Below are 18433 nucleotides of genomic sequence, written 5' to 3' on the forward strand. Positions count from 1 at the left end.
CGTGGGCGTCACCACTCGATCGGATGCCGCCCGGTCAGCGGGTCTTGCGTGTCATGGAGAACTCGTCGGCCTCGGCCAGGTCGAACTCCCCGTGGTCGCTGCCCAGTCCCTGGGCGACCAGTGCCGCCGCCGCACTGCCGAGCACGGCGGACTCGCGGGGGGTGCGGCCCAGGGCGACGCCGCGCAGGAAGCCGGCGGAGAACGCGTCGCCGCAGCCGGTGGTGTCGACGACCTCGATCTCGAAGGCCGGCACGGACTCGGTGCCGTCGGCGGTGACCAGCAGGGCGCCGTCGCCGCCCCGGGTGACGGCGACCAAGCCCGCGCCGGCGGCCAGGAGCTTCTTCGCGCCGGTCACCAGGTCCTGCTCCTCACTGAAGCCGAGGACCTGGTCGTCGTTGGGGAGCAGGTAGTCGACGTACGGGAGCAGCGGTTCGATCTGGTCGAAGGTGCCGAGTTCACCGGGGGCGAGGAGGTCGACGGAGGTCACCACGTCGTGGTCCTTCGCGTACGACAGGATGCGCGCCGCGACCTCCGCACCGATCAACTCCGGTCCGCCCAGGTGCAGATGGGTGGCTTCGGCGAGGGCGTCCCAGGGGACGTCGTCGAGGCCGTAGGTGATGTTGGCGCCGAGGAGGTGGAGGGAGGGCCGGTCGCCGTTGGGGCGGATGGGCAGGACACTGGCGGAGGTGGCGGTGTCGATACGGCGGACCAGGAACCCGGTGTCGATTCCCGCCCTGTCGAGGAGCTGGAGGAGCAGATCGCCGGTGGGGTCGGTGCCGATCGCGCCGGCCGTGCGGACCTCGGCGCCCAGCTTGGCGAGGGTGAGCGCGGTGCCGGCGGCCGTACCGGCGGCGGTCATACGGATGTCCTCGACGAGGGTCGCGCCCTGTCCCTCGGGTATCTCCTCCACCGGCCGGACCAGCACGTCCAGCACATGCACGCCCATCGTGACGACCTTCATCGCTTTCCCTCCTGCGCGGGTGGTACGGGGTGGGTGGTGCCGTAGTCGCGGGCGATCGCGGCCTCGATGACCGCGATCTGCTGCTGTTCGTCGAGGACGCGGGGCTTGGCCAGGGCGGCCGCGTGCTGGTACACACCGCACGCCCACTCCAGGAGCAGGGCGTGCTCGACGGCCTTGGCGAGGGTCGTGGCATGGGTGACCGCGCCGTGGTTGGCCATGAGGGCGGCGCTGCGGCCCTCCAGTGCGGCGAGGACCGACTCGGCCAGCTCCGGGGTGCCGAAGGTGGCGTACGGGGCGACCCGGACGGTGCCGCCGAGGGTGAGCAACTGGTAGTGGATGCACGGCAGTTCGTCGAGGACCAGGGAGAGGGCGGTGGCCATGGGCGCGTGGGTGTGGACGACCGCGCCGGTGCCGTAGCGGCGGTAGACGCCCAGGTGCAGGTCCAGTTCGGAGGTCGGCCGCAGCGCCCCCGCCACGACCTTGCCGTCCAGGTCGACCACCGTCACCTGGTCCGGGGTGAGTTCGGCGAGGACCGCGCCGGTCGCGGTGATCGCCACACGGTCCTCGACGCGCACGCTGACGTTGCCCGCCGTGCCGATGAGCAGCCCCTCGGCACCCAGCCTGCGGCAGGCTTCCGCCACCGCGGCCCGCTCCGGCTCCAGTGCCGGGCTTGAGTCCGTCATGGCCGCGACCGTAACCTAAACATGAATCAAAGTCACGTTCAGGTTCGGAGGTTTCCGTGGGAGAGCCGACCTCGGAGTTCGGCGGGGCCGCTCCCCTGCGCCGCACTCCGCAACAGGCGCGCAGCAAGGCCCGGTTGGCGCGGGTGCTGGAGACGGCCGAGCACATTCTGATCAGGGACGGCGTCGAGGCGCTGACCACCACGCGGGTGGCCGCGGCGGCGCGGGTCTCGGTCGGCTCGCTGTACCAGTACCTTCCCGACCGGGACGCGATCATCGACGCCCTGGCGGCCGGGTACTTCGCCAAGCTGGAGGCGGCGATGGACGGCTTCGTCGAGGCCGCGGCGGCCGAGCGGTGGAAGGACCCGGTCGGCCTGCTGGTCGACGCGTACGCCGCGATCTACCGGACCGAGCACGGCTTCCGCGCCCTGTGGTTCGGCAGCGGTCTGACCGAGCGGACCCGGGCGGCGGACCGCGAGCACAAGCGCCGTATGGCCGACGGCGTCCGCCGTATCCTCCTGGCGCTGGACATGGCCCGTGACGACGGGGAGCTCGGCCGCGTCTGCCACGCCGCGGTCCTCGCCGCCGACGCGCTCGCCCAGGATGCCTTCCGGCGGGAGGCGCAGGGGGACGAGGCTCTGCTGGAGGAGGCGAAGGTGATGCTGCGCTCCTATCTCTCGGCGGTGACCGCCCGCTATCGCCCCTGATACCTCAGGGGCGACTGCCCGCCATCGCCCCTGATCCCTCGGCCGTGTCCACCCGCCATCACCCCTGAAGTCTCCCGGACCGTCCACCGACTGGGCTGTAACGCCCGGTAACCCCCATGGTCACGTAAAGTCAGGTCGGGGCTGGAGGATCAAGGGGGTCAGGTGCAGGCGGAGCCTGTGGAGTTGGTGGAGTGCTCGGTGCTGGGGCCGCTCCGGGTGCGCCGGGCGGGGGCGGACGCGGTGCTCGGCGGACCTCGGGAACGGGCCCTGCTGGCGCTGCTGTTGGTGCGGGCCGGCCAGCCCGTCGCCGTGAGCGAGATCGTGGGCGTGCTGTGGGGTCCGAGTCCGCCGCGCAGTGCCGAGAATGTGATACGCCGTCATATGGGGTCGCTGCGACGGCTTCTGGAGCCCGGGCTCACCGCTAGGGCCGCCGGGCGATGGCTGGCGCGGGACGCGGGCGGATACCGGTGGACGGGCGAGGCCGGCTCACTGGACCTGACCCGCTTCCGCCGGCTGCGGGAGCAGGCCGGCCGGGCCGCGCCCTCCCGGGCCGTCGAACTGCTCACCGAGGCGCTGGATCTGTGGCGGGGGCCGGTCGCCGCCGGCTTGCCGCCGGAGATGCGCGAGCGGGCCGGCTTCGGCGCGGTCGAGCGGGAGCGGCAGGCGGCCGTACGGGAGGTCGCCGACGCGGCGCTGGACGCCGGAGTGCCCGAGGCGGTGCTGGCCCGGCTGCGGGAGGCCGCGGCCGATCACCCGCTGGACGAGCCCCTGCTGGCCAGGCTGATCCTCGCGCTGGCGGCCGCCGGGCGCCGCGCCGAGGCGCTCGGCACCTATCGGGCCGCCGTAGCCCGGCTCGCCGACGAGCTGGGCATCGACCCGGGGGCCGAACTCCGCGACGCCCACCGCACGGCGCAGCGGGAGCCCGCGCGAGTCTCTCCCGTGCCCGCCCAACTACCGCACGACCTGCCGACGTTCACGGGTCGCCAGACCGAACTGGACGACGTGCTCGGCGGTTTGGCGGACCAGTCCGCGACCGTGGTCATCACGGCCATCGACGGCATGGCCGGTATCGGCAAGACCACCCTGGCCGTGCATTGGGCACACCGGATCGCCGACCGGTTTCCCGACGGGCAGCTCTACGTCAACCTCCGGGGCTTCGACCCGTCCGGAGCGGTGATGGGCGCGGGCGAGGCGGTGCGGCTCCTGCTGGACGCGCTGGGTGTGCCGCCCGAGCGCGTGCCGCACGGGCTGGAGGCCCAAGGCGCCCTGTATCGCAGCGTGTTGGCGGGGCGGCGGGTGCTGGTCCTGTTGGACAACGCGCGCGACAGCGATCAGCTACGGCCGCTGCTGCCCGGGACGCCCGGGTGTCTGACCGTCGTCACCAGCCGGCGCAGGCTGCCCGGCCTGGTCGCCGCGCACGGAGCGCACACCCTCACCCTGCGCCCGCTCGACGCCGAACAGGCCAGGGCGTTCCTGGCGCGCCGGCTGGGCGCCGCGCGGCTGCTCGGCGAGTCCCGGGCGGTGGACGAGATCACCGAGCTGTGCGCCGGCCTCCCCCTCGCCCTCGCGTGTGTCGCCGCCCGGGCCGCCGCGCACCCGCATTTCCCCCTGCCGGCCATCGCCGCCGAGTTGCGGGCGGCGCACGGCAGCCTGGACGCGTTCAGCCGGACCGACACGGCCGCGAACGTCGGCGCGGTGTTCTCCTGGTCGCTGGCCGCGGTCTCACCGGGTGCGGCCCGCCTCTTCCGCCTGCTCGGCCTCCACCCGGGCCCGGACGTCTCCGCGCCCGCGGCGGCCGCCCTGACGGGACTCCCGGTGCGGGCGGCGCACCGTCTGCTGGCCGAACTCGCCGCCGTACACCTGGCGCACGAGCACGCTCCGGGCCGGTACACCCTGCACGACCTGCTGCGGGCGCATGCCGCCGAACTGGTGGGCGCCGAGGGCACCGAGGACGCCGAGGACGCCGAGGGTGAGGCGCGGGCGGACGGGTCCGGCGAACAGGCCGCGGCCCTGGAGCGGTTGTACGCCTACTACCTGCACACCGCCCACGCCGCCCACCGCGTCCTCGCCCCGCACGCTCGGCCGCTGTCCCCCGGGCCCGTCCCGGCCGGAGTCGCCGTGGAGGCGCTCGCTGACGACCGGGACGCACTGGACTGGCTGGCCGGGGAGTATCCGGTGCTGCAGGCCGTGCTCGACGCGGCCGCCCGTTCCGGCCGGGACCGTCTCGTCTGTGTCCTGGCCTGGTCGCTGGAGCCGTTCTTCGACCGGCGGGGCCACTGGCACGACGGGCTGGCCGCCCAACGCGCCGCGCTGGAAGCGGCGTCGAGGCTGTCCGAGCCCGGCTGGGAGGCGCGTGGCCTGCTCGGGCTGGCGCGGGCCGAGGGCCTGCTCGGCCTGCACGACCGGTCGTGTTCCCGACTGGCCCGGGCGCTGGAGCTGTTCACCGAGTCGGGCGAGCGCGCGGGGCAGGCCGAGGTCCATCGAAGCCTCGGCTGGCACTGCGACCAGCAGGGCGATCTGCCCGGCGCCCTGCGGCACAACCAGCGGGCGCTGGAGCTGTTCCGCGCCGTCGGCGGGCCGGCCGCGCGGGCCAGCGTCCTCAACTCGGTCGGCTGGTACCACGCGTTGCTCGGCCAGTACCGACAGGCCCTGAGTCACTGCTTCGAGGCTCTCGCCATGCTCCAGGAACTGGGCGACCGCTACGGCCAGGCGTCCACCTGGGACAGCATCGCCTACGCCCACCACGGCCTGCGCCGCCATCCGCACGCCCTGCTCGGCTACCACAACGCCCTCGTCCTGTACCGGGAGTTGGGCGTGCCGTACCTGGAGGCCTGCACCCTGGTCCGGATCGGGGACACCCACCTCGCGACCGGCGCGCAGGAGGAGGCGGACTCGGCCTGGCGTCAGGCACTCGCCCTCCTCACCGCGCTCGACCACCCGGACGCCGGAAAACTCCAGCGGCGGCTGTCCGCCCGGGCCGACGGCCGCGACCTCGCCTGAGCGGACAACCGGGCGTGGACGAGATGGAGTTGACGCGATTCGAGGTGCTGGGGCCGCTGCGCGTGCTGCGTGGAGGGGCCGAGCTGGATCTCGGTTTCCCCCAGCAGCGCGCGCTGCTCGCCCTGCTTCTGGCACGGGCGGGCCGCCCCGTGCCGATCGGCGAGATCGTCGACGTGCTGTGGCCCGACCGCCCGCCCGCCAGCGCGCTCAACGTGGTGCGCCGCTACGTCGGTTCCCTGCGCCGACTCCTCGAACCCGGCCTCCCGCCCAGGGCACCCGGCCGCCGTGTGCGGCGCGGCGCCGACGGGTACCTGCTGGCCGCCGAGGAGGACGAGGTCGACCTGCTGAGGTTCCGTGACCGCTCCCGACGGGCCCAGCGGGCGGTCGCCACCGGACGGCCCGAGGTGGCGCTGCGGCACTTCGTCGGCGCGCTGGCCGAGTGGCGGGGCACGGTGGCGGCGGGGATCCCCCCGGCCGTGCGGGGCCGTGCCGTGTTCGCCGAGATCGAGCGCGAGCTCGTCCGGACGACGGTGATGGCCGCCGACGCGGCCCTGCTGTGCGGCCGCGGCGAGGACGTCCTCCCCGGTCTGCGCCGGGCCGTCGGCCTCGACGCGCTGAACGAGTCGGTGCACGCCAGACTCGTCATGGCGCTCGCCGCGGCGGGCCGCCAGGCCGAGGCGCTGGCCGCCTTCGAGTCCGTACGACTGCTGCTGGCGGGGGAGTTGGGCGTCGCGCCCGGCGACGAGCTGTCCCTGGCGCACACGCGGGTGCTCCGGCAGGACCTGCGCCCCGCGGACACCGCGCACGGCCACGCGAAGCGCACCGTCCCCACCCAACTGCCGCCGGACGTCCCGCTGTTCGTCGGCCGGGAGGCCGAACTCGCCTCCTTGCGGGCCGTCACGGACACCGCCGTACTGCTCACCGGCATGGCGGGGGTCGGGAAGACCGCCCTCGCCGTCCGCCGGGCCCATGAGATCGCCGGCCGGTTCCCGGACGGACAACTGCACGTACGGCTGCGGGGGTTCGCTCCGCGGGCCGAGCCGCTGACCTCCTCGACGGCCCTGCGCGGCATGCTCACCGCACTGGGCCTGCCCGAACACCGTCTGCCGGACGGCACCGACGCCCTCGCGGGACTGTACCGGAGCACGCTGTCGGGGCGGCGGGTGCTCGTGCTGCTCGACGACGCCCTCGACACCGAGCAGGTACGGCCGCTGCTGCCCGCCTCCCCCGGCTGTCTGACGCTGATCACCAGCCGGCGCGGTCTGTCCGGGCTGGTGACGGCCGGCGTACGGCCACTGCGTCTCGACCCACCGCCCACCGCCGACGCGCTCGCCCTGCTGGCACACCGCGCCGCGGGACAGCGGGGCCCCGTCCTGGACGAGATCGTCGCGCGCTGCGGCCGGCTGCCCGGAGCCGTCGTCGAGGCGGCCGGCCGGGCCGCGGCTCACCCGGGTTCCCCGCTCACCGCGGTCGCGGCCGAACTACGGCGCACGCAGGGCACGTTGGACGCACTGCCCGACCTGCACGCCGCGCTCGCCCGCTCGTACGAGCGACTGTCCACCCAGGCCGCTCGGCTGCTCCGCCTGCTGCCTCGGCACTCCGGCCCGGCGCTCACGGCGGAAGAGGCTTCCGCGCTCGCGGGCCTGACCGCGCGCACCGTCCGTCCGCTCCTCGACGAGCTGGCCGACCTCCATCTGATCACTGAGACCGCCCCGGGGCGCTACAGCGCGCATGACCTGGTGCGGGCGTTCCTGCGGGCCCCCGGCGCCGTCCAGCGGTGATGCCGCAGGCCAGAAGCCGAGCCTCACGCCACCGTCACTTTTCTTTCACACTCTCCCACTTACGCTCACGAAGAAATGAGCGATTCTGTTCGATCAAGTGCGGAGGGTGCGCATGTGCCTGGAGGTCCTCGTCACCGAAACGGCTCCGGCGCGGCTGCCCGGCAGGGATCGTGCCCTGCAGGGCCACCGGCTGTCCGCCCGGGCCGACGGCGAGTACCTCTTCGTGGGCGTGCGCGGCCACACACCCGCGGTGGAGCGGGCCGAGGACGTCTCCCTCACCCCCGGGGACATCTGCTTCTACGACGCCGACCGGCCGCCGTCCCTCGACCTCCCCGTCCGCGCCCGCCTCAAGGTCTTCCTCCTGGAGCACGAGACGCTGGGGCTGGAGGAGCATGTCGTACGGCGGGTGCTGGGGGCGCCGGTCGGCCGATCCTCCCGGCTGGGCGGACTGCTGTCCCCGTTCCTGTCCGAGCTGGCCGACACGGTCGTGACCTCCCCGCCGGCGATCGGCGAGATGCTCACCCGGCACACCGTGAGCCTGCTGACCGCCCTGGTGGCGGAGCGGTCGGGCGAGGACGGGACGGCGGCGCGGGAGGCGCGGTCGCCGCTGTTCGCGCCGATCCTGCGCTTCGTGGACCGGCATCTCGCCGACCCGGACCTCTCCCCCGAGACGATCGCGACGGCCCATCACATCTCGGTGCGCTATCTGCACAGGCTCTTCCAGGACGAGGGCACCACGGTCGGCCGCTGGATCCAGCGCCGCCGTCTGGAGGAGTGCCGGCGCGAGCTGACGCACCGGGCTCCCGGCCGGCCGACCATCGCCGCGGTCGCCGGCCGCTGGGGTTTCCCCAGCGCCCCGCACTTCAGCCGGGTGTTCCGGGCCACGTACGGCATGTCGCCCAGCGAGTGGCTCGACACGGTGCGCTGAGGGACCAGTCCCCGTGCGCTTGCGGGCAACTCCCCTCGGCGGTACGGCTCTAGCGTGCCGTTCTAAGCGCCCGCGCGTTCCATGCGAGCCCGCGCATTCCATGCGACACCTCAGGAGAACCACTGCATGTCCGAGACCCCGCAACCGGTGAAGCCGGTCCTCGAACCCGCCGCCCAGGCCTTCGTGGAAGCCACCGCCAACCCGCCCTACCTCTTCGACCTGCCGCCCGCGGAGGGCCGCAAGGCGGTCGACGAGGTGCAGTCCGGCGAGATCGACAAGCCGTCGGTCGACGAGGAGTGGATCACCGTCTCCGGCGGTCCGACGGGCAGCGTCCGGGCCCGCGTCGTCAAGCCGGCGGGCGCCGAGGGCACCCTCCCCGTCATCATCTACATCCACGGCGCCGGCTGGGTGTTCGGCAACGCCCACACGCATGACCGCCTGGTGCGCGAGCTGGCCGTCGGAGCGAACGCGGCCGTGGTCTTCCCCGAGTACGACCTCTCCCCCGAGGTCCGCTACCCCGTCGCCATCGAGCAGAACTACGCCGTGGCGAAGTGGGTCGTCGAACAGGGCGCCGGCAAGGGACTGGACGCCGGCCGGATCGCGGTCGCCGGTGACTCGGTGGGCGGCAACATGACCGCCGCGCTGACGCTCATGGCCAAGGAGCGCGGCGACGTCCCGCTCGTGGCACAGGTGCTGTTCTACCCGGTGACCGACGCGAACTTCGACACACCGTCCTACCACCAGTTCGCCACCGGCTACTTCCTGCGCCGCGACGGCATGCAGTGGTTCTGGGACCAGTACACGACCGACGAGGCGGAGCGCGCGCAGATCACCGCCTCCCCGCTGCGGGCCACCACCGAGCAACTCGCGGGACTGCCCCCGGCGTTGATCATCACGGGCGAGGCGGACGTGCTGCGCGACGAGGGCGAGGCCTACGCCGACAAGCTGCGCGAGGCCGGCGTCGCCGTCACCGCCGTCCGCTACCAGGCCATCATCCACGACTTCGTGATGCTCAACGCGCTGCGCGGCACACATGCCGCCGAGGCCGCGATCACCCAGGCCGTGGGCACCCTGCGCACCGCGCTGCACGGCAACTGACCCACAGACAAGGAGAGATCGGTATGACCAACACCCCCACCGCCGTGCTGGTGCACGGCGCCTTCGCCGACGCGGGCAGCTGGTCCGGCGTCGTCGCGGAACTGCAGAACCAGGGCATCCCCGTGCTCGCCCCGCCCAACCCGCTGCGCGGCCTCGCCCACGACGCCGCCCACATCGCCTCGCTGGCCGCCCAGATCGACGGCCCGGTCGTGCTGGTCGGCCACTCCTACGGCGGCGCGGTCGTCACCGTGGCCGGTGCGGCGGAGAACGTCGTCGGGCTGGTCTACATCGCGGCCTACATCCCCGAAGAGGGCGAGAGCCTGGGCGAGTTGCAGGGGCGGTTCCCGCTCTCCTCGCTGGGGGACAACGTCAAGGAGTGGACGTACCCCGTGGCCGGTGGCGACCCTGCGGTCGAACTCACCATTCAGGCCGACAAGTTCCCGAGCATCTTCGCCGCCGACCTGCCCGCCCCCGTCACCAAGGTGCTGGCGGTGTCCCAACGGCCGCTGGCCGCCGCGGCGTTCGTGGAGCCCGCGTCGGCCGCCGCATGGCAGACCAAGCCGTCCTGGGCGCTGGTGGCCGCTGCGGACGAGGCGATCAACCCGGAGGTGGAGCGCTTCGGCGCGAAGCGGGCGGGGTCGACGACGCTCGAACTCGAGGGCGCCTCGCACGCTGTCGCGGTCTCCCGCCCCAAGGAGGTCGCCGACCTGATCCGGGATGCGGTCAGGGCGACGAGCTGACACCGCGGGCGCCCTCCCGGTCGTTTACGACGGGCCTGACCCGCACCCCGCCGCCCGCGAGCAGGCCGCCCAGGGCGGCGGGCAGCGGGCGGCGGGCAGCGGGCAGCGCAACGTGTCCGCTGCTAACGTCGGTCCTCGCCGCACCATGCGCAAGCGCTTGCGGCACGGTGGACGAGGAGCCGAGGGCACGCCATGGGCACGGGATACGACACGGACTCGCTCGACGGGGCCGCGCAGGTGTTCCTGGCCGCGCGACCCCGTCTCTTCGGCATCGTGTACCGGGTGCTGGGAAGCGCGACGGAGAGCGAGGACATCCTCCAGGAGGTGTGGCTGCGCTGGCAGGACGCCGACCGCGAGGCCGTGCGCGAGCCGGCCGCGTTCCTCGCCACCGTCACCACCCGGCTGGCGATCAACCACGCCCAGTCGGCTCGGATACGGCGTGAGTCGTACACCGGGCCCTGGCTGCCGGAGCCGGTCGACACCAGGGCCGACCCGCAGCTGGGTGCGGAGCGGGCGGAGGCCCTCGATCTGGCGGTGCTCTTCCTGCTGGAGAAGCTGAACCCCGTGGAGCGGGCCGCGTATGTGCTCAGGGAAGCGTTCGACTACCCCTACGGGCGGATCGCCGAGATGCTGGAGACGAGCGAGGCCAACACCCGCCAGCTGGTGAGCCGGGCCCGCAAGCGGCTGTCGGCGCAGCGCCGGGAGCCGGCGAGTCCCGCCGCGCGCCGGCGGCTGATGGAGGTGTTCCTCGCCGCGGCGCAGACCGGCGATCTCGCCGCGCTCGAGGGCGTGCTGGCCGAGGACGTGGTCAGCTACACCGACGGGAACGGGATGCGCGGGGCGAGCAGGATCCCGGTCGTGGGACGTCAGCGGGTGTCCCGGTACCTCGCGGCCTTCGCTCCCCGCTTCTGGCCCGCGACGGAGGTCCGCTGGGTCGAGGCGAACGGCGCGCCGGCCGTCCTCGTCACGGTCGGCGGGAGTGCCGTGGCGCTGCTGTGCGCCGAGGCCTCGTCCCGCGGCCTCGAACGCCTCCTGTGGGTGATGAACCCGGACAAGCTGCGGCCCTACGCCACCTCGCCGGCCGGCTGAGGAGGCGCGCCCGACGCTGTCACACACCCGGCGCTGTCACAAACTCGGACCCTGTCCGGTCTCTCCAGTGCAGGCCTCAGGAAACCCGAGAGGAAACACGTCATGAAGGTCGTAGTGATCGGTGGCACCGGGCTCATCGGCTCGAAGGTGGTCGCCCTGCTCCGCGAACAGGGACACGAGGCGGTCGCCGCCGCGCCCGGCACCGGAGTCGACACGCTCACCGGGCAGGGGCTGGCCGAGGCTCTGAAAGGCGCGTCGGTCGTGGTCGACGTGTCCAACTCCCCCTCGTTCGAGGACGAGGCCGTCATGGAGTTCTTCCGCACCTCCACCACCAACATCCTCAAGGCGGAGGCCGAGGCCGGCACCGCGCATCATGTGGCGCTGTCCGTCGTCGGCACCGACCGTCTGCTGGGGAGCGGGTACTTCCGGGCCAAGCAGGTCCAGGAGGACCTGATCAAGGCCTCCGGCATCCCGTGCTCCATCGTCCACGCGACCCAGTTCTTCGAGTTCGCGAAGGGGCTCGCCGACGGCGTCACCGAGGGCGACACCGTGCGCCTGCCCGCCGGCCGAATCCAGCCGATCGTCTCCGACGACGTGGCCGCGGCCGTCGCCCGCACCGCGGTCGCGGCCCCGGTCGGCGGTGTGACGGAGGTCGCCGGTCCCGAGGCGTTCGAACTGGAGGAGTTCATCCGCATGGGGCTCGGCGCGCAGAACGACCCCCGCAAGATCGTCACGGACCCCCGGGCGACGTACTGGGGCGCCCCCCTGGAGGAGAACACCCTCCTGCCGGGCCCGGACGCGCGGCTCGCGGAGACCAGGTTCGCCGACTGGCTCGCACGGGGGAAGTAGGCCCTTCGCCCCGCACACAGAAACGAAGGGTCTTCACAGGCTTTCACCTGCGAAGACCCTTCACACCGTCGGGACGACGGGATTTGAACCTGCGACCCCTTGACCCCCAGAAGCTGACGCCAAGGTCAGAAGGTCCACACAGTCCGTAGAGTCTGGTAAACCTCCAGGTCAGAGGGCTGCGCTCCGGGGTGCGAACCGGGGTGTGGGTGCCAGTCGACTACTTGATCATGGAGCGCGGAGCGCTCGCTTAGTGGATCTACACGGGCCCAGGACGAGGGCGAGCTTGACCTCTTCCCCAAGATGTACTTTTTGGCCGACTGTGTAACGTTTGAAGTGAACATGTTGCAACTCCATGGGGGTCGCTCTACAGCCGGGCAGTATGGCCGCTGCCATTCTGGTGCTGGAGGACCGATGCTGAGCAAAGACATCAAGAAGGTTCAGACAACCCGGGCCTGGACCGGCCTAGTTGTCGTTCTCATCGGTGATGTTGGTGTTGCACTCGCCGCAATATTGATCGCGTGGCACCTGAATGACGCAACTCAGGCGGTAGCCATTCTCACCAGCGCGTTTACCGCGATAACGGCGATTACCACAGCCTTTTTTGGTATTCGAGCTGCGTCGAATACAGCTCAGCATGCCGTAGAGGCGACTGCCGGCGGCAAGCAGCTTGAAGGCGATGACGGCCCAAAAAAAGCGGCAACGTAGCCGTCACTGCTCTCATCGCCTTTCTTCTCTTCCTCAATGGGCTCCGCAGACGCAGGAGAAATCACTGACCGCCGGGGCGCGGGAGGAGAAGGCCGAGGCCGGCGAGGCCTACGAAGACTCCGGCTATGCCGTGGTCGATGAGCTGGGCCGACCGTTCAAGACCGACAAGCCGCGTCGGAAGCCCAGAAGCTGCGCTCAGAAATGATCAAGGGCCTCGTCTCACCTAAGTGAGCCAAGGCCCTGACCTGCGATGACAGTCCATCGAACTGTCGGGACGACAGGATTTGAACCTGCGACCCCTTGACCCCCAGTCAAGTGCGCTACCAAGCTGCGCCACGTCCCGGTGCGCTTTCCACGGTGAACCGCGTGGGTGAACCGCGTGATCGCCCGAACAGCACTTTACCCCACGCGGGGGGCCAGGCCGAAAAGTGCTGCGGGGGCGCGGGACAATCGGCGTATGGGCAGCACATCCTCAGGACGACCCGCGGACGCACGGGACCGGGACGACGATGGCCGGGCACGCAACGCCCGGCCGCGGGACGGCCTCGGGCGGCCCCTGCCGTACGGCGCGGACGGGGTGGCCCGGCAGCCGGAGGGCGTCGTACGGACACCCGACCGGACCGTGGCCGAGGCGCAGTCACTGCTCGACGCCGGAAAACCGTTCCACGCCCACGAGGTCTTCGAGGACGCCTGGAAGTCGGGCCCCGAGGAGGAACGTGCCCTGTGGCGCGGCCTCGCCCAGCTCGCGGTCGGCCTCACCCACTCGGCCCGCGGAAACACCACCGGCGGCGCCCGGCTGCTGCGGCGGGGGGCCGGGGCGGTGGAGACGTGGTCCATGGAAACGGGGCAGCGGACACCGTACGAGATGGACCTGACGAGGCTGATCGACTGGGCCCGCGAGCTGGCGGGGGCCGTGGAGCGGGGGGACGGGCCGATCGATGCCCGGCGGCGGGGGCCGCGGTTGCGGGGGTAGGCGGGAGCCGCAGTCGCGGGGGTGGGCGAGAGCCGCGGTTGCGGGGGCAGGTGGGAGTCACGGTCGCAGAGACAGGCAGGAGCCCTCGCCACGCCGGACGGCGGGGGACCCCATCGCCCCGGACAGCGGCAGAACCGACCATGCCGGACGGCGGCAGACCACATCACCCCGGGCGGCGCGAGACCCCGCCATGCCGGACGGCGGCAGACCCTCCGCCCGGAACGGCGGCAGACCCCACCACCCCGGACGCCACGAGACCCCCTCACCTCGGACGGAGAGCCCCCTCACCTCGGAGGCGCCCCGGACGGCGGGAGGCCTCACCCCGGACGCGCTGCGTCCACTGTCAGTGGTGTGGGGCAGACTCTGGGTGTGCGAGAGATTCATGTCATCGGTATCGGCGCGGGCGACCCCGACCAGCTCACCCTGCAGGCCGTCAAGGCACTGCGGAGTACGGACGTGTTCTTCGTCCTGGACAAGGGCGAGGTGAAGAGCGACCTCACGCGGCTGCGCCGGGACATGCTGGACGCGCACATACCGGAGGGGACGGCGTACCGGGTCGTCGAGGCCCGGGATCCGGAGCGGGATCGCGGAGCGGGCGGCACCGCCTACTCCCCCGCCGTCGGGGACTGGCGCAGTGCCCGTGCCGACATCTACGAGCGGCTGATCGCCGAGGAGCTGGGCGAGGGGCAGCGCGGCGCGTTCCTGGTGTGGGGGGACCCGGCCCTGTACGACAGCACGATCGCGATCCTGGAGGAGGTGCTGGAGCGGGGGGCCGTGGACTTCTCCTACGCCGTCGTGCCCGGCATCAGCAGCGTCTCGGCGCTCGTCGCCCGGCATCGCACGGGTCTGAACCGTGTCGCCCGCCCCGTGCAGATCACCACCGGGCGGCGGCTGGCCGAGGGCTTCCCCGAGGGGGTGGACGACGTGGTGGTGATGCTGGACGCGCACCAGGCGTTCCGGAAGTACGCCGACCAGGACATCGACATCTACTGGGGCGCCTACATAGGCACCCCGGACGAGATCCTCGAGTCCGGCCCGATCGCCGAGGCCGCCCCGCGCATCGAGCGGCTGCGCGCCGAGGCGCGGGAGCGCAAGGGCTGGATCATGGACACGTATCTGCTGCGCCGAAACCCCAAGGATCAGTAGCCACCAAGGATCAGCAGCCACCAAAAATCCGCAGCCCCCAACGATCAGCGGGACGTACTCGCGGACCGGCAATCCGCCACCCGAGCGGCTCGTCCCGGGTGCGGGGGTGGGCCGGCGGTGTGAGCGTGGCCTCGTGACTGTGACCGAGGACATAGCCCCGCCCGCCGACGCCCAGCCCCCCGTGCTGGACTCGCGCCGCCGCAATGTCGTCTTCGTGACGATCATGTTGGGGATGCTGCTCGCGGCACTGGACCAGACGATCGTGGGCACGGCGCTGCCGACGATCGTGTCGGACCTCGGCGGTGCCGCGCACATGTCGTGGGTGGTGACGTCGTATCTGCTCGCGGAGACCGTCTCCACGGTGCTGGTCGGCAAGTTCGGCGACCTGTTCGGCCGCAAGGTGGTCTTCCAGGTCTCGGCGATCGTGTTCATCACCGGCTCGTTCCTGTGCGGTCTGGCCACCAACATGTCGCTGCTGATCGCCTGGCGGGCGATGCAGGGTGTCGGCGCGGGCGGGCTGATGGTGACGGCGATGGCGCTGATCGCCGATGTCATCCCGCTGCGCGAGCGGGGCAAGTACCAGGGCGCGATCGGCGCCGTGTTCGGGGTGGCCACCGTCGTCGGACCGCTGCTGGGCGGGGTGTTCACCGACCATCTGACCTGGCGCTGGGCGTTCTACGTCAATGTGCCGATCGCGGTCGTGGTCGTCGTCGCGGCCGCCCGCACCATCCCGGTGGTGAAGTCGGCGTCCCGGCCGGTCATCGACTACCTGGGCATCGCGCTGGTCGCGGTCGGCGCGAGCGCGCTGATCCTGGCGACGAGTTGGGGCGGCAACGAGTACGCGTGGGGCTCGGGCGTCATCATCGGGCTCTTCGTCGGCGGCGCGCTCGCGCTCGGGCTGTTCGCCTGGGTGGAGACCCGGGCGCGGGAGCCGATGCTGCCGATGCGGCTGTTCCGCAACCCCGTCTTCACGGTCTGCTCGATCCTCAGCTTCATCGTCGGTTTCGCGATGCTCGGCGCGATGACCTATCTGCCGAGTTATCTGCAGTACGTCGACGGCGACTCGGCCACGATCTCCGGCGTACGGACCCTGCCGATGGTGATCGGCCTGCTCATCGCGTCGGTCTTCAGCGGCAACGTGGTCAGCAAGACCGGCCGGTACCGGATCTTCCCGATCGTCGGCTCCCTGGTGATGGGGGCCGGGCTGTATCTGATGTCCCTGATGGGGCCGGGGACGGGGGCCTGGCTGGAGTCGCTGTACATGTTCGTGCTGGGCACCGGCATCGGGCTGTGCATGCAGGTCCTGACGATCGCCGTGCAGAACACCGTCGACTACGCCGACCTCGGCACCGCGACCTCCGGGGTGACCTTCTTCCGTACGCTGGGCAGTTCCTTCGGCACCGCGGTGTTCGGCACGATCTACACCAACGCCCTGGGGCCCAACATCCGCGAGGGGGTGACGGCCGCGGCGAAGGCGAGCACACTCGGCCCGGCGGTGATCGCCAAGGCGGCGACCAGCCCGGAGGGTGTGCACAGGCTGCCGTCGGCCGCGGCCTCGCCGATCGTCGACGCCTACGCCGACACCCTCCAGACCGTCTTCCTGTGGACGGTGCCGGTGGCCGCGATCGGTTTCGTGGTCTCCCTGTTCCTCAAGCAGGTCGAGATGCGCGACAGCGCCCGCAAGGGCTCCACCGACATGGGCGAGGGCTTCGCCTCACCGCACGGCGCGGACTCGCGGCGGGTGCTGGAGGCGTCGGTGGGGAAGATCATCGGCAGTACGGACCTGGGGACCGCACGCCGGATCATGGCGGAGTCCGACACCCGGCTCGACATCGCCGGTGCGTGGGCCGTGATGCAGGTGGAGCTCTTCACACGGATGGTCGGCCATGCCGGCCTCGGGATGATCGCCGCGCGCCGCCATATGCCGCCCGAGGTGCTGCTGCCGGTGTTCGACCGGATGGTCGAGGAGGGCTATCTGACCCGGGACGGCTATCTGCTGTCGCACACCGAGGCGGGCGCCCGCGAGGCCGCCGTCATCGGCAGGGCCTGGGGCACCTGGCTGGAGGAGCGGGTGCAGCAGGACCTCGGCCGCCCCTCGGGCACCGACCTTCGCGAGGCGGTGGACACCATCGCCAAACGCCTCCTGGTCGAGGACCTGAGCCACGGCCTGGCACAGCGACAACAGGAACTGGAGCCGACCGGCACACGGTGACCTGAACACCCCAGCGGCCGACGCCCCCGAAAACCGGGCGCACTGGTCGAGCGCATGCGCGCCTCGGTCAACGGGGGGTGAACCCCAGCCGTTCCAGAGCGCCGGCCACATCGGAGACCGTGCTCACGCCGTCCGGCAGGGGTGGGCGTCGTACGACCACGACCGGCAGGCGGAGTCGGCGGGCGGCTGTCAGTTTCGCGGACGTGGCCTCTCCCCCGCTGTCCTTGGTCACCAGGACGTCGACGAGGTACTCGCGCAGCAGTGCCGTTTCGTCGGCGACGGTGAACGGTCCGCGTGCCAGCAGTACCTCGGTGTGCGGTGGCATCGGCGGCTCGGGGGGTTCCACGGACCGTACGACGAAATGACGGTCCGCAAGATGGGCGAAGGCGGCGAGGTCCATGCGGCCCGTGGTGAGGAAGACGCGGGGGCCGAAGCCCGGCAGCAGGTCCGCCGCCGCGGCCAGGGAGCCGACCTGGTGCCAGCGGTCCTCGGGGCCGGGCAGCCAGCCCGGGCGGCGCAGGACGACGGCCGGGACGCCGGTCGCCGCCGCGGCCCTCGCCGCGTTGGCCGTGATCGTCTCGGCGAAGGGGTGGGTGGCGTCCACCAAGGCGTCCACGTGCCGCTCGCGCAGCCATGCGGCCAGCCCCTCCGCCCCGCCGAAGCCGCCGATCCGCACCTCACCAGCCGACGCCCCCGGCCGGGTCACCCGGCCGGCGAGCGAGGTGGTGACGCGGACGCCCGGGTGGGCCGTGAGGGCGGCGGCGAGTTCGCGGGCCTCGGTGGTGCCGCCGAGGATCAGGACGTGGGGGGACACGGGACGAGCGTACGAGGTCCTCGGGAAGGGACGGCGACCGGCGTGTCGGAACGACGCGCGGGGCGGCCCCGTTCCCGGGACCGCCCCGCGCACACACCTCCGTCAGCCCTGGCGGGCCTTGAAACGGGGGTCCTTCTTGTTGATCACGTAGACCACACCGCGTCGGCGCACCACCTGGGCGCCGGGCCTGGCCTTCAGGGAGCGCAGGGACTTGCGCACCTTCATGGGGCTCCTCCTCGTGTCGTGCGTCGGCGGCGTCAGGCGCGGGCGGCGGCGGTACGGCCGTAGCGGCGCTCGAAGCGTTCGACCCGGCCGGCGCTGTCCAGGACGCGCGCCCTGCCGGTGTGGAAGGGGTGGGACGCCGAGGAGATCTCGACGTCGATCAGGGGGTAGGTGTTGCCGTCCTCCCACTCGATCGTCCGGGACGAGTCGGCGGTGGAGCGGGTCAGGAACGCGGTGTCCGCGGCGCGGTCGCGGAAGACCACGAGCCGGGAGTCGGGATGGATGCGGGACTTCATGGGGTTTACCTCCTAGGGGACCGCGCGCCCGGCGGTGCGGGCCCGCTCCGGCTGGTTCAGCGCTCCTCGCGGAACTCGACGTGCGCGCCGGCCACCGGGTCGTACTTGCGCAGGACGAGCCGGTCGGGGTCGTTCCTGCGGTTCTTGCGGGTCACGTAGGTGACACCGGTTCCGGCCGTCGACTTCAGCTTGACGACGGGGCGCGCGGTGCTGCGTGCCATGAGGTCCTCCC

18 protein-coding genes and 1 tRNA gene are annotated in these 18433 nt (G+C 72.2%); 12 read left to right on the forward strand and 7 right to left on the reverse strand.

Going from position 1 to position 18433, the window contains the following annotated elements; translation table 11 throughout:
- Positions 1–34: 34 nt before the first annotated feature.
- Entirely contained in the window at positions 35–961 is a 927-nt protein-coding gene (locus ABZT17_RS12935; RefSeq protein WP_356347471.1) for a carbohydrate kinase family protein, read from the reverse strand.
- Positions 958–1644, reverse strand: coding sequence for a class II aldolase/adducin family protein (locus ABZT17_RS12940; protein ID WP_356347473.1), 687 nt, complete (start codon positions 1642–1644; stop codon positions 958–960). The genes ABZT17_RS12935 and ABZT17_RS12940 overlap by 4 nt, the downstream gene beginning before the upstream one ends.
- A 56-nt stretch (positions 1645–1700) precedes the next feature.
- Here ABZT17_RS12940 and ABZT17_RS12945 point away from each other — a divergent pair, with 56 nt between their 5' ends.
- The 9 genes from ABZT17_RS12945 (at position 1701) to ABZT17_RS12985 (ending at position 12538) form a co-directional block, all read left to right on the forward strand.
- On the forward strand, positions 1701–2348 hold the full coding sequence (locus ABZT17_RS12945) for a TetR family transcriptional regulator (protein ID WP_356347475.1): 648 nt from the start codon (positions 1701–1703) through the stop codon (positions 2346–2348).
- Positions 2349–2510: 162 nt separating this feature from the next.
- Positions 2511–5348, forward strand: a complete 2838-nt coding sequence (locus ABZT17_RS12950; protein ID WP_356347477.1) for a BTAD domain-containing putative transcriptional regulator — start codon at positions 2511–2513, stop codon at positions 5346–5348.
- Between the two features lie 23 nt (positions 5349–5371).
- A complete protein-coding gene (locus ABZT17_RS12955; protein ID WP_356347479.1) occupies positions 5372–7129 on the forward strand; it encodes a BTAD domain-containing putative transcriptional regulator in 1758 nt (585 codons plus the stop codon).
- A 112-nt stretch (positions 7130–7241) separates the two neighbouring features.
- Positions 7242–8057, forward strand: coding sequence for a helix-turn-helix domain-containing protein (locus ABZT17_RS12960; RefSeq protein ID WP_356347482.1), 816 nt, complete (start codon positions 7242–7244; stop codon positions 8055–8057).
- 126 nt (positions 8058–8183) lie between these two features.
- Complete coding sequence (locus ABZT17_RS12965) at positions 8184–9155, forward strand: alpha/beta hydrolase (protein WP_356347484.1); 972 nt, start codon at positions 8184–8186, stop codon at positions 9153–9155.
- A gap of 23 nt (positions 9156–9178) precedes the next feature.
- Positions 9179–9895: an alpha/beta hydrolase gene (locus ABZT17_RS12970; RefSeq protein ID WP_356347486.1), complete on the forward strand. Its 717-nt coding sequence runs from the start codon at positions 9179–9181 to the stop codon at positions 9893–9895.
- Between the two features lie 192 nt (positions 9896–10087).
- Positions 10088–10984: an RNA polymerase sigma-70 factor gene (locus tag ABZT17_RS12975; protein WP_356347488.1), complete on the forward strand. Its 897-nt coding sequence runs from the start codon at positions 10088–10090 to the stop codon at positions 10982–10984.
- 102 nt (positions 10985–11086) lie between these two features.
- Positions 11087–11833 (forward strand): SDR family oxidoreductase, encoded by a 747-nt coding sequence (locus ABZT17_RS12980; protein WP_356347490.1) that lies wholly within the window; start codon positions 11087–11089, stop codon positions 11831–11833.
- 411 nt (positions 11834–12244) lie between these two features.
- Positions 12245–12538, forward strand: coding sequence for a hypothetical protein (locus ABZT17_RS12985; RefSeq protein WP_356347493.1), 294 nt, complete (start codon positions 12245–12247; stop codon positions 12536–12538).
- Between the two features lie 269 nt (positions 12539–12807).
- Here the strand turns inward: ABZT17_RS12985 and ABZT17_RS12990 are convergent.
- Positions 12808–12881 (reverse strand) — tRNA-Pro (locus ABZT17_RS12990).
- 114 nt (positions 12882–12995) lie between these two features.
- Between ABZT17_RS12990 and ABZT17_RS12995 the strand changes: the two genes are divergently transcribed.
- The 3 genes from ABZT17_RS12995 to ABZT17_RS13005 all read left to right on the forward strand — a co-directional run bounded on the left by ABZT17_RS12995 (position 12996) and on the right by ABZT17_RS13005 (position 16869).
- Positions 12996–13511: a DUF309 domain-containing protein gene (locus ABZT17_RS12995; protein WP_356347495.1), complete on the forward strand. Its 516-nt coding sequence runs from the start codon at positions 12996–12998 to the stop codon at positions 13509–13511.
- Positions 13512–13880: 369 nt separating this feature from the next.
- Positions 13881–14657 carry a precorrin-6A synthase (deacetylating) gene (gene cobF / locus ABZT17_RS13000; protein WP_356347497.1) on the forward strand — a complete coding sequence of 259 codons (777 nt, stop codon included), beginning with the start codon at positions 13881–13883 and terminating at the stop codon, positions 14655–14657.
- Between the two features lie 133 nt (positions 14658–14790).
- Complete coding sequence (locus tag ABZT17_RS13005; RefSeq protein ID WP_356347500.1) at positions 14791–16869, forward strand: MDR family MFS transporter; 2079 nt, start codon at positions 14791–14793, stop codon at positions 16867–16869.
- A 67-nt stretch (positions 16870–16936) separates the two neighbouring features.
- Here the strand turns inward: ABZT17_RS13005 and ABZT17_RS13010 are convergent, their stop codons facing one another.
- The 4 genes from ABZT17_RS13010 to rpmG all read right to left on the reverse strand — a co-directional run bounded on the left by ABZT17_RS13010 (position 16937) and on the right by rpmG (position 18422).
- Complete coding sequence (locus ABZT17_RS13010) at positions 16937–17683, reverse strand: cobalt-precorrin-6A reductase (RefSeq protein ID WP_356347502.1); 747 nt, start codon at positions 17681–17683, stop codon at positions 16937–16939.
- 102 nt (positions 17684–17785) lie between these two features.
- Positions 17786–17908, reverse strand: a complete 123-nt coding sequence (ykgO, locus tag ABZT17_RS13015; protein WP_240858519.1) for a type B 50S ribosomal protein L36 — start codon at positions 17906–17908, stop codon at positions 17786–17788.
- Positions 17909–17940: 32 nt separating this feature from the next.
- Complete coding sequence (locus ABZT17_RS13020; protein WP_356347505.1) at positions 17941–18201, reverse strand: type B 50S ribosomal protein L31; 261 nt, start codon at positions 18199–18201, stop codon at positions 17941–17943.
- A 56-nt stretch (positions 18202–18257) separates the two neighbouring features.
- The gene (gene rpmG, locus ABZT17_RS13025; protein WP_133048041.1) at positions 18258–18422 is read right to left on the reverse strand and encodes a 50S ribosomal protein L33; all 165 of its coding nucleotides are present in this window, start codon (positions 18420–18422) and stop codon (positions 18258–18260) included.
- Positions 18423–18433: the final 11 nt, after the last annotated feature.

Origin of the sequence: Streptomyces sp. NPDC005648 (genome assembly GCF_040605395.1) — a bacterium.
GTDB lineage: Bacteria > Actinomycetota > Actinomycetes > Streptomycetales > Streptomycetaceae > Streptomyces.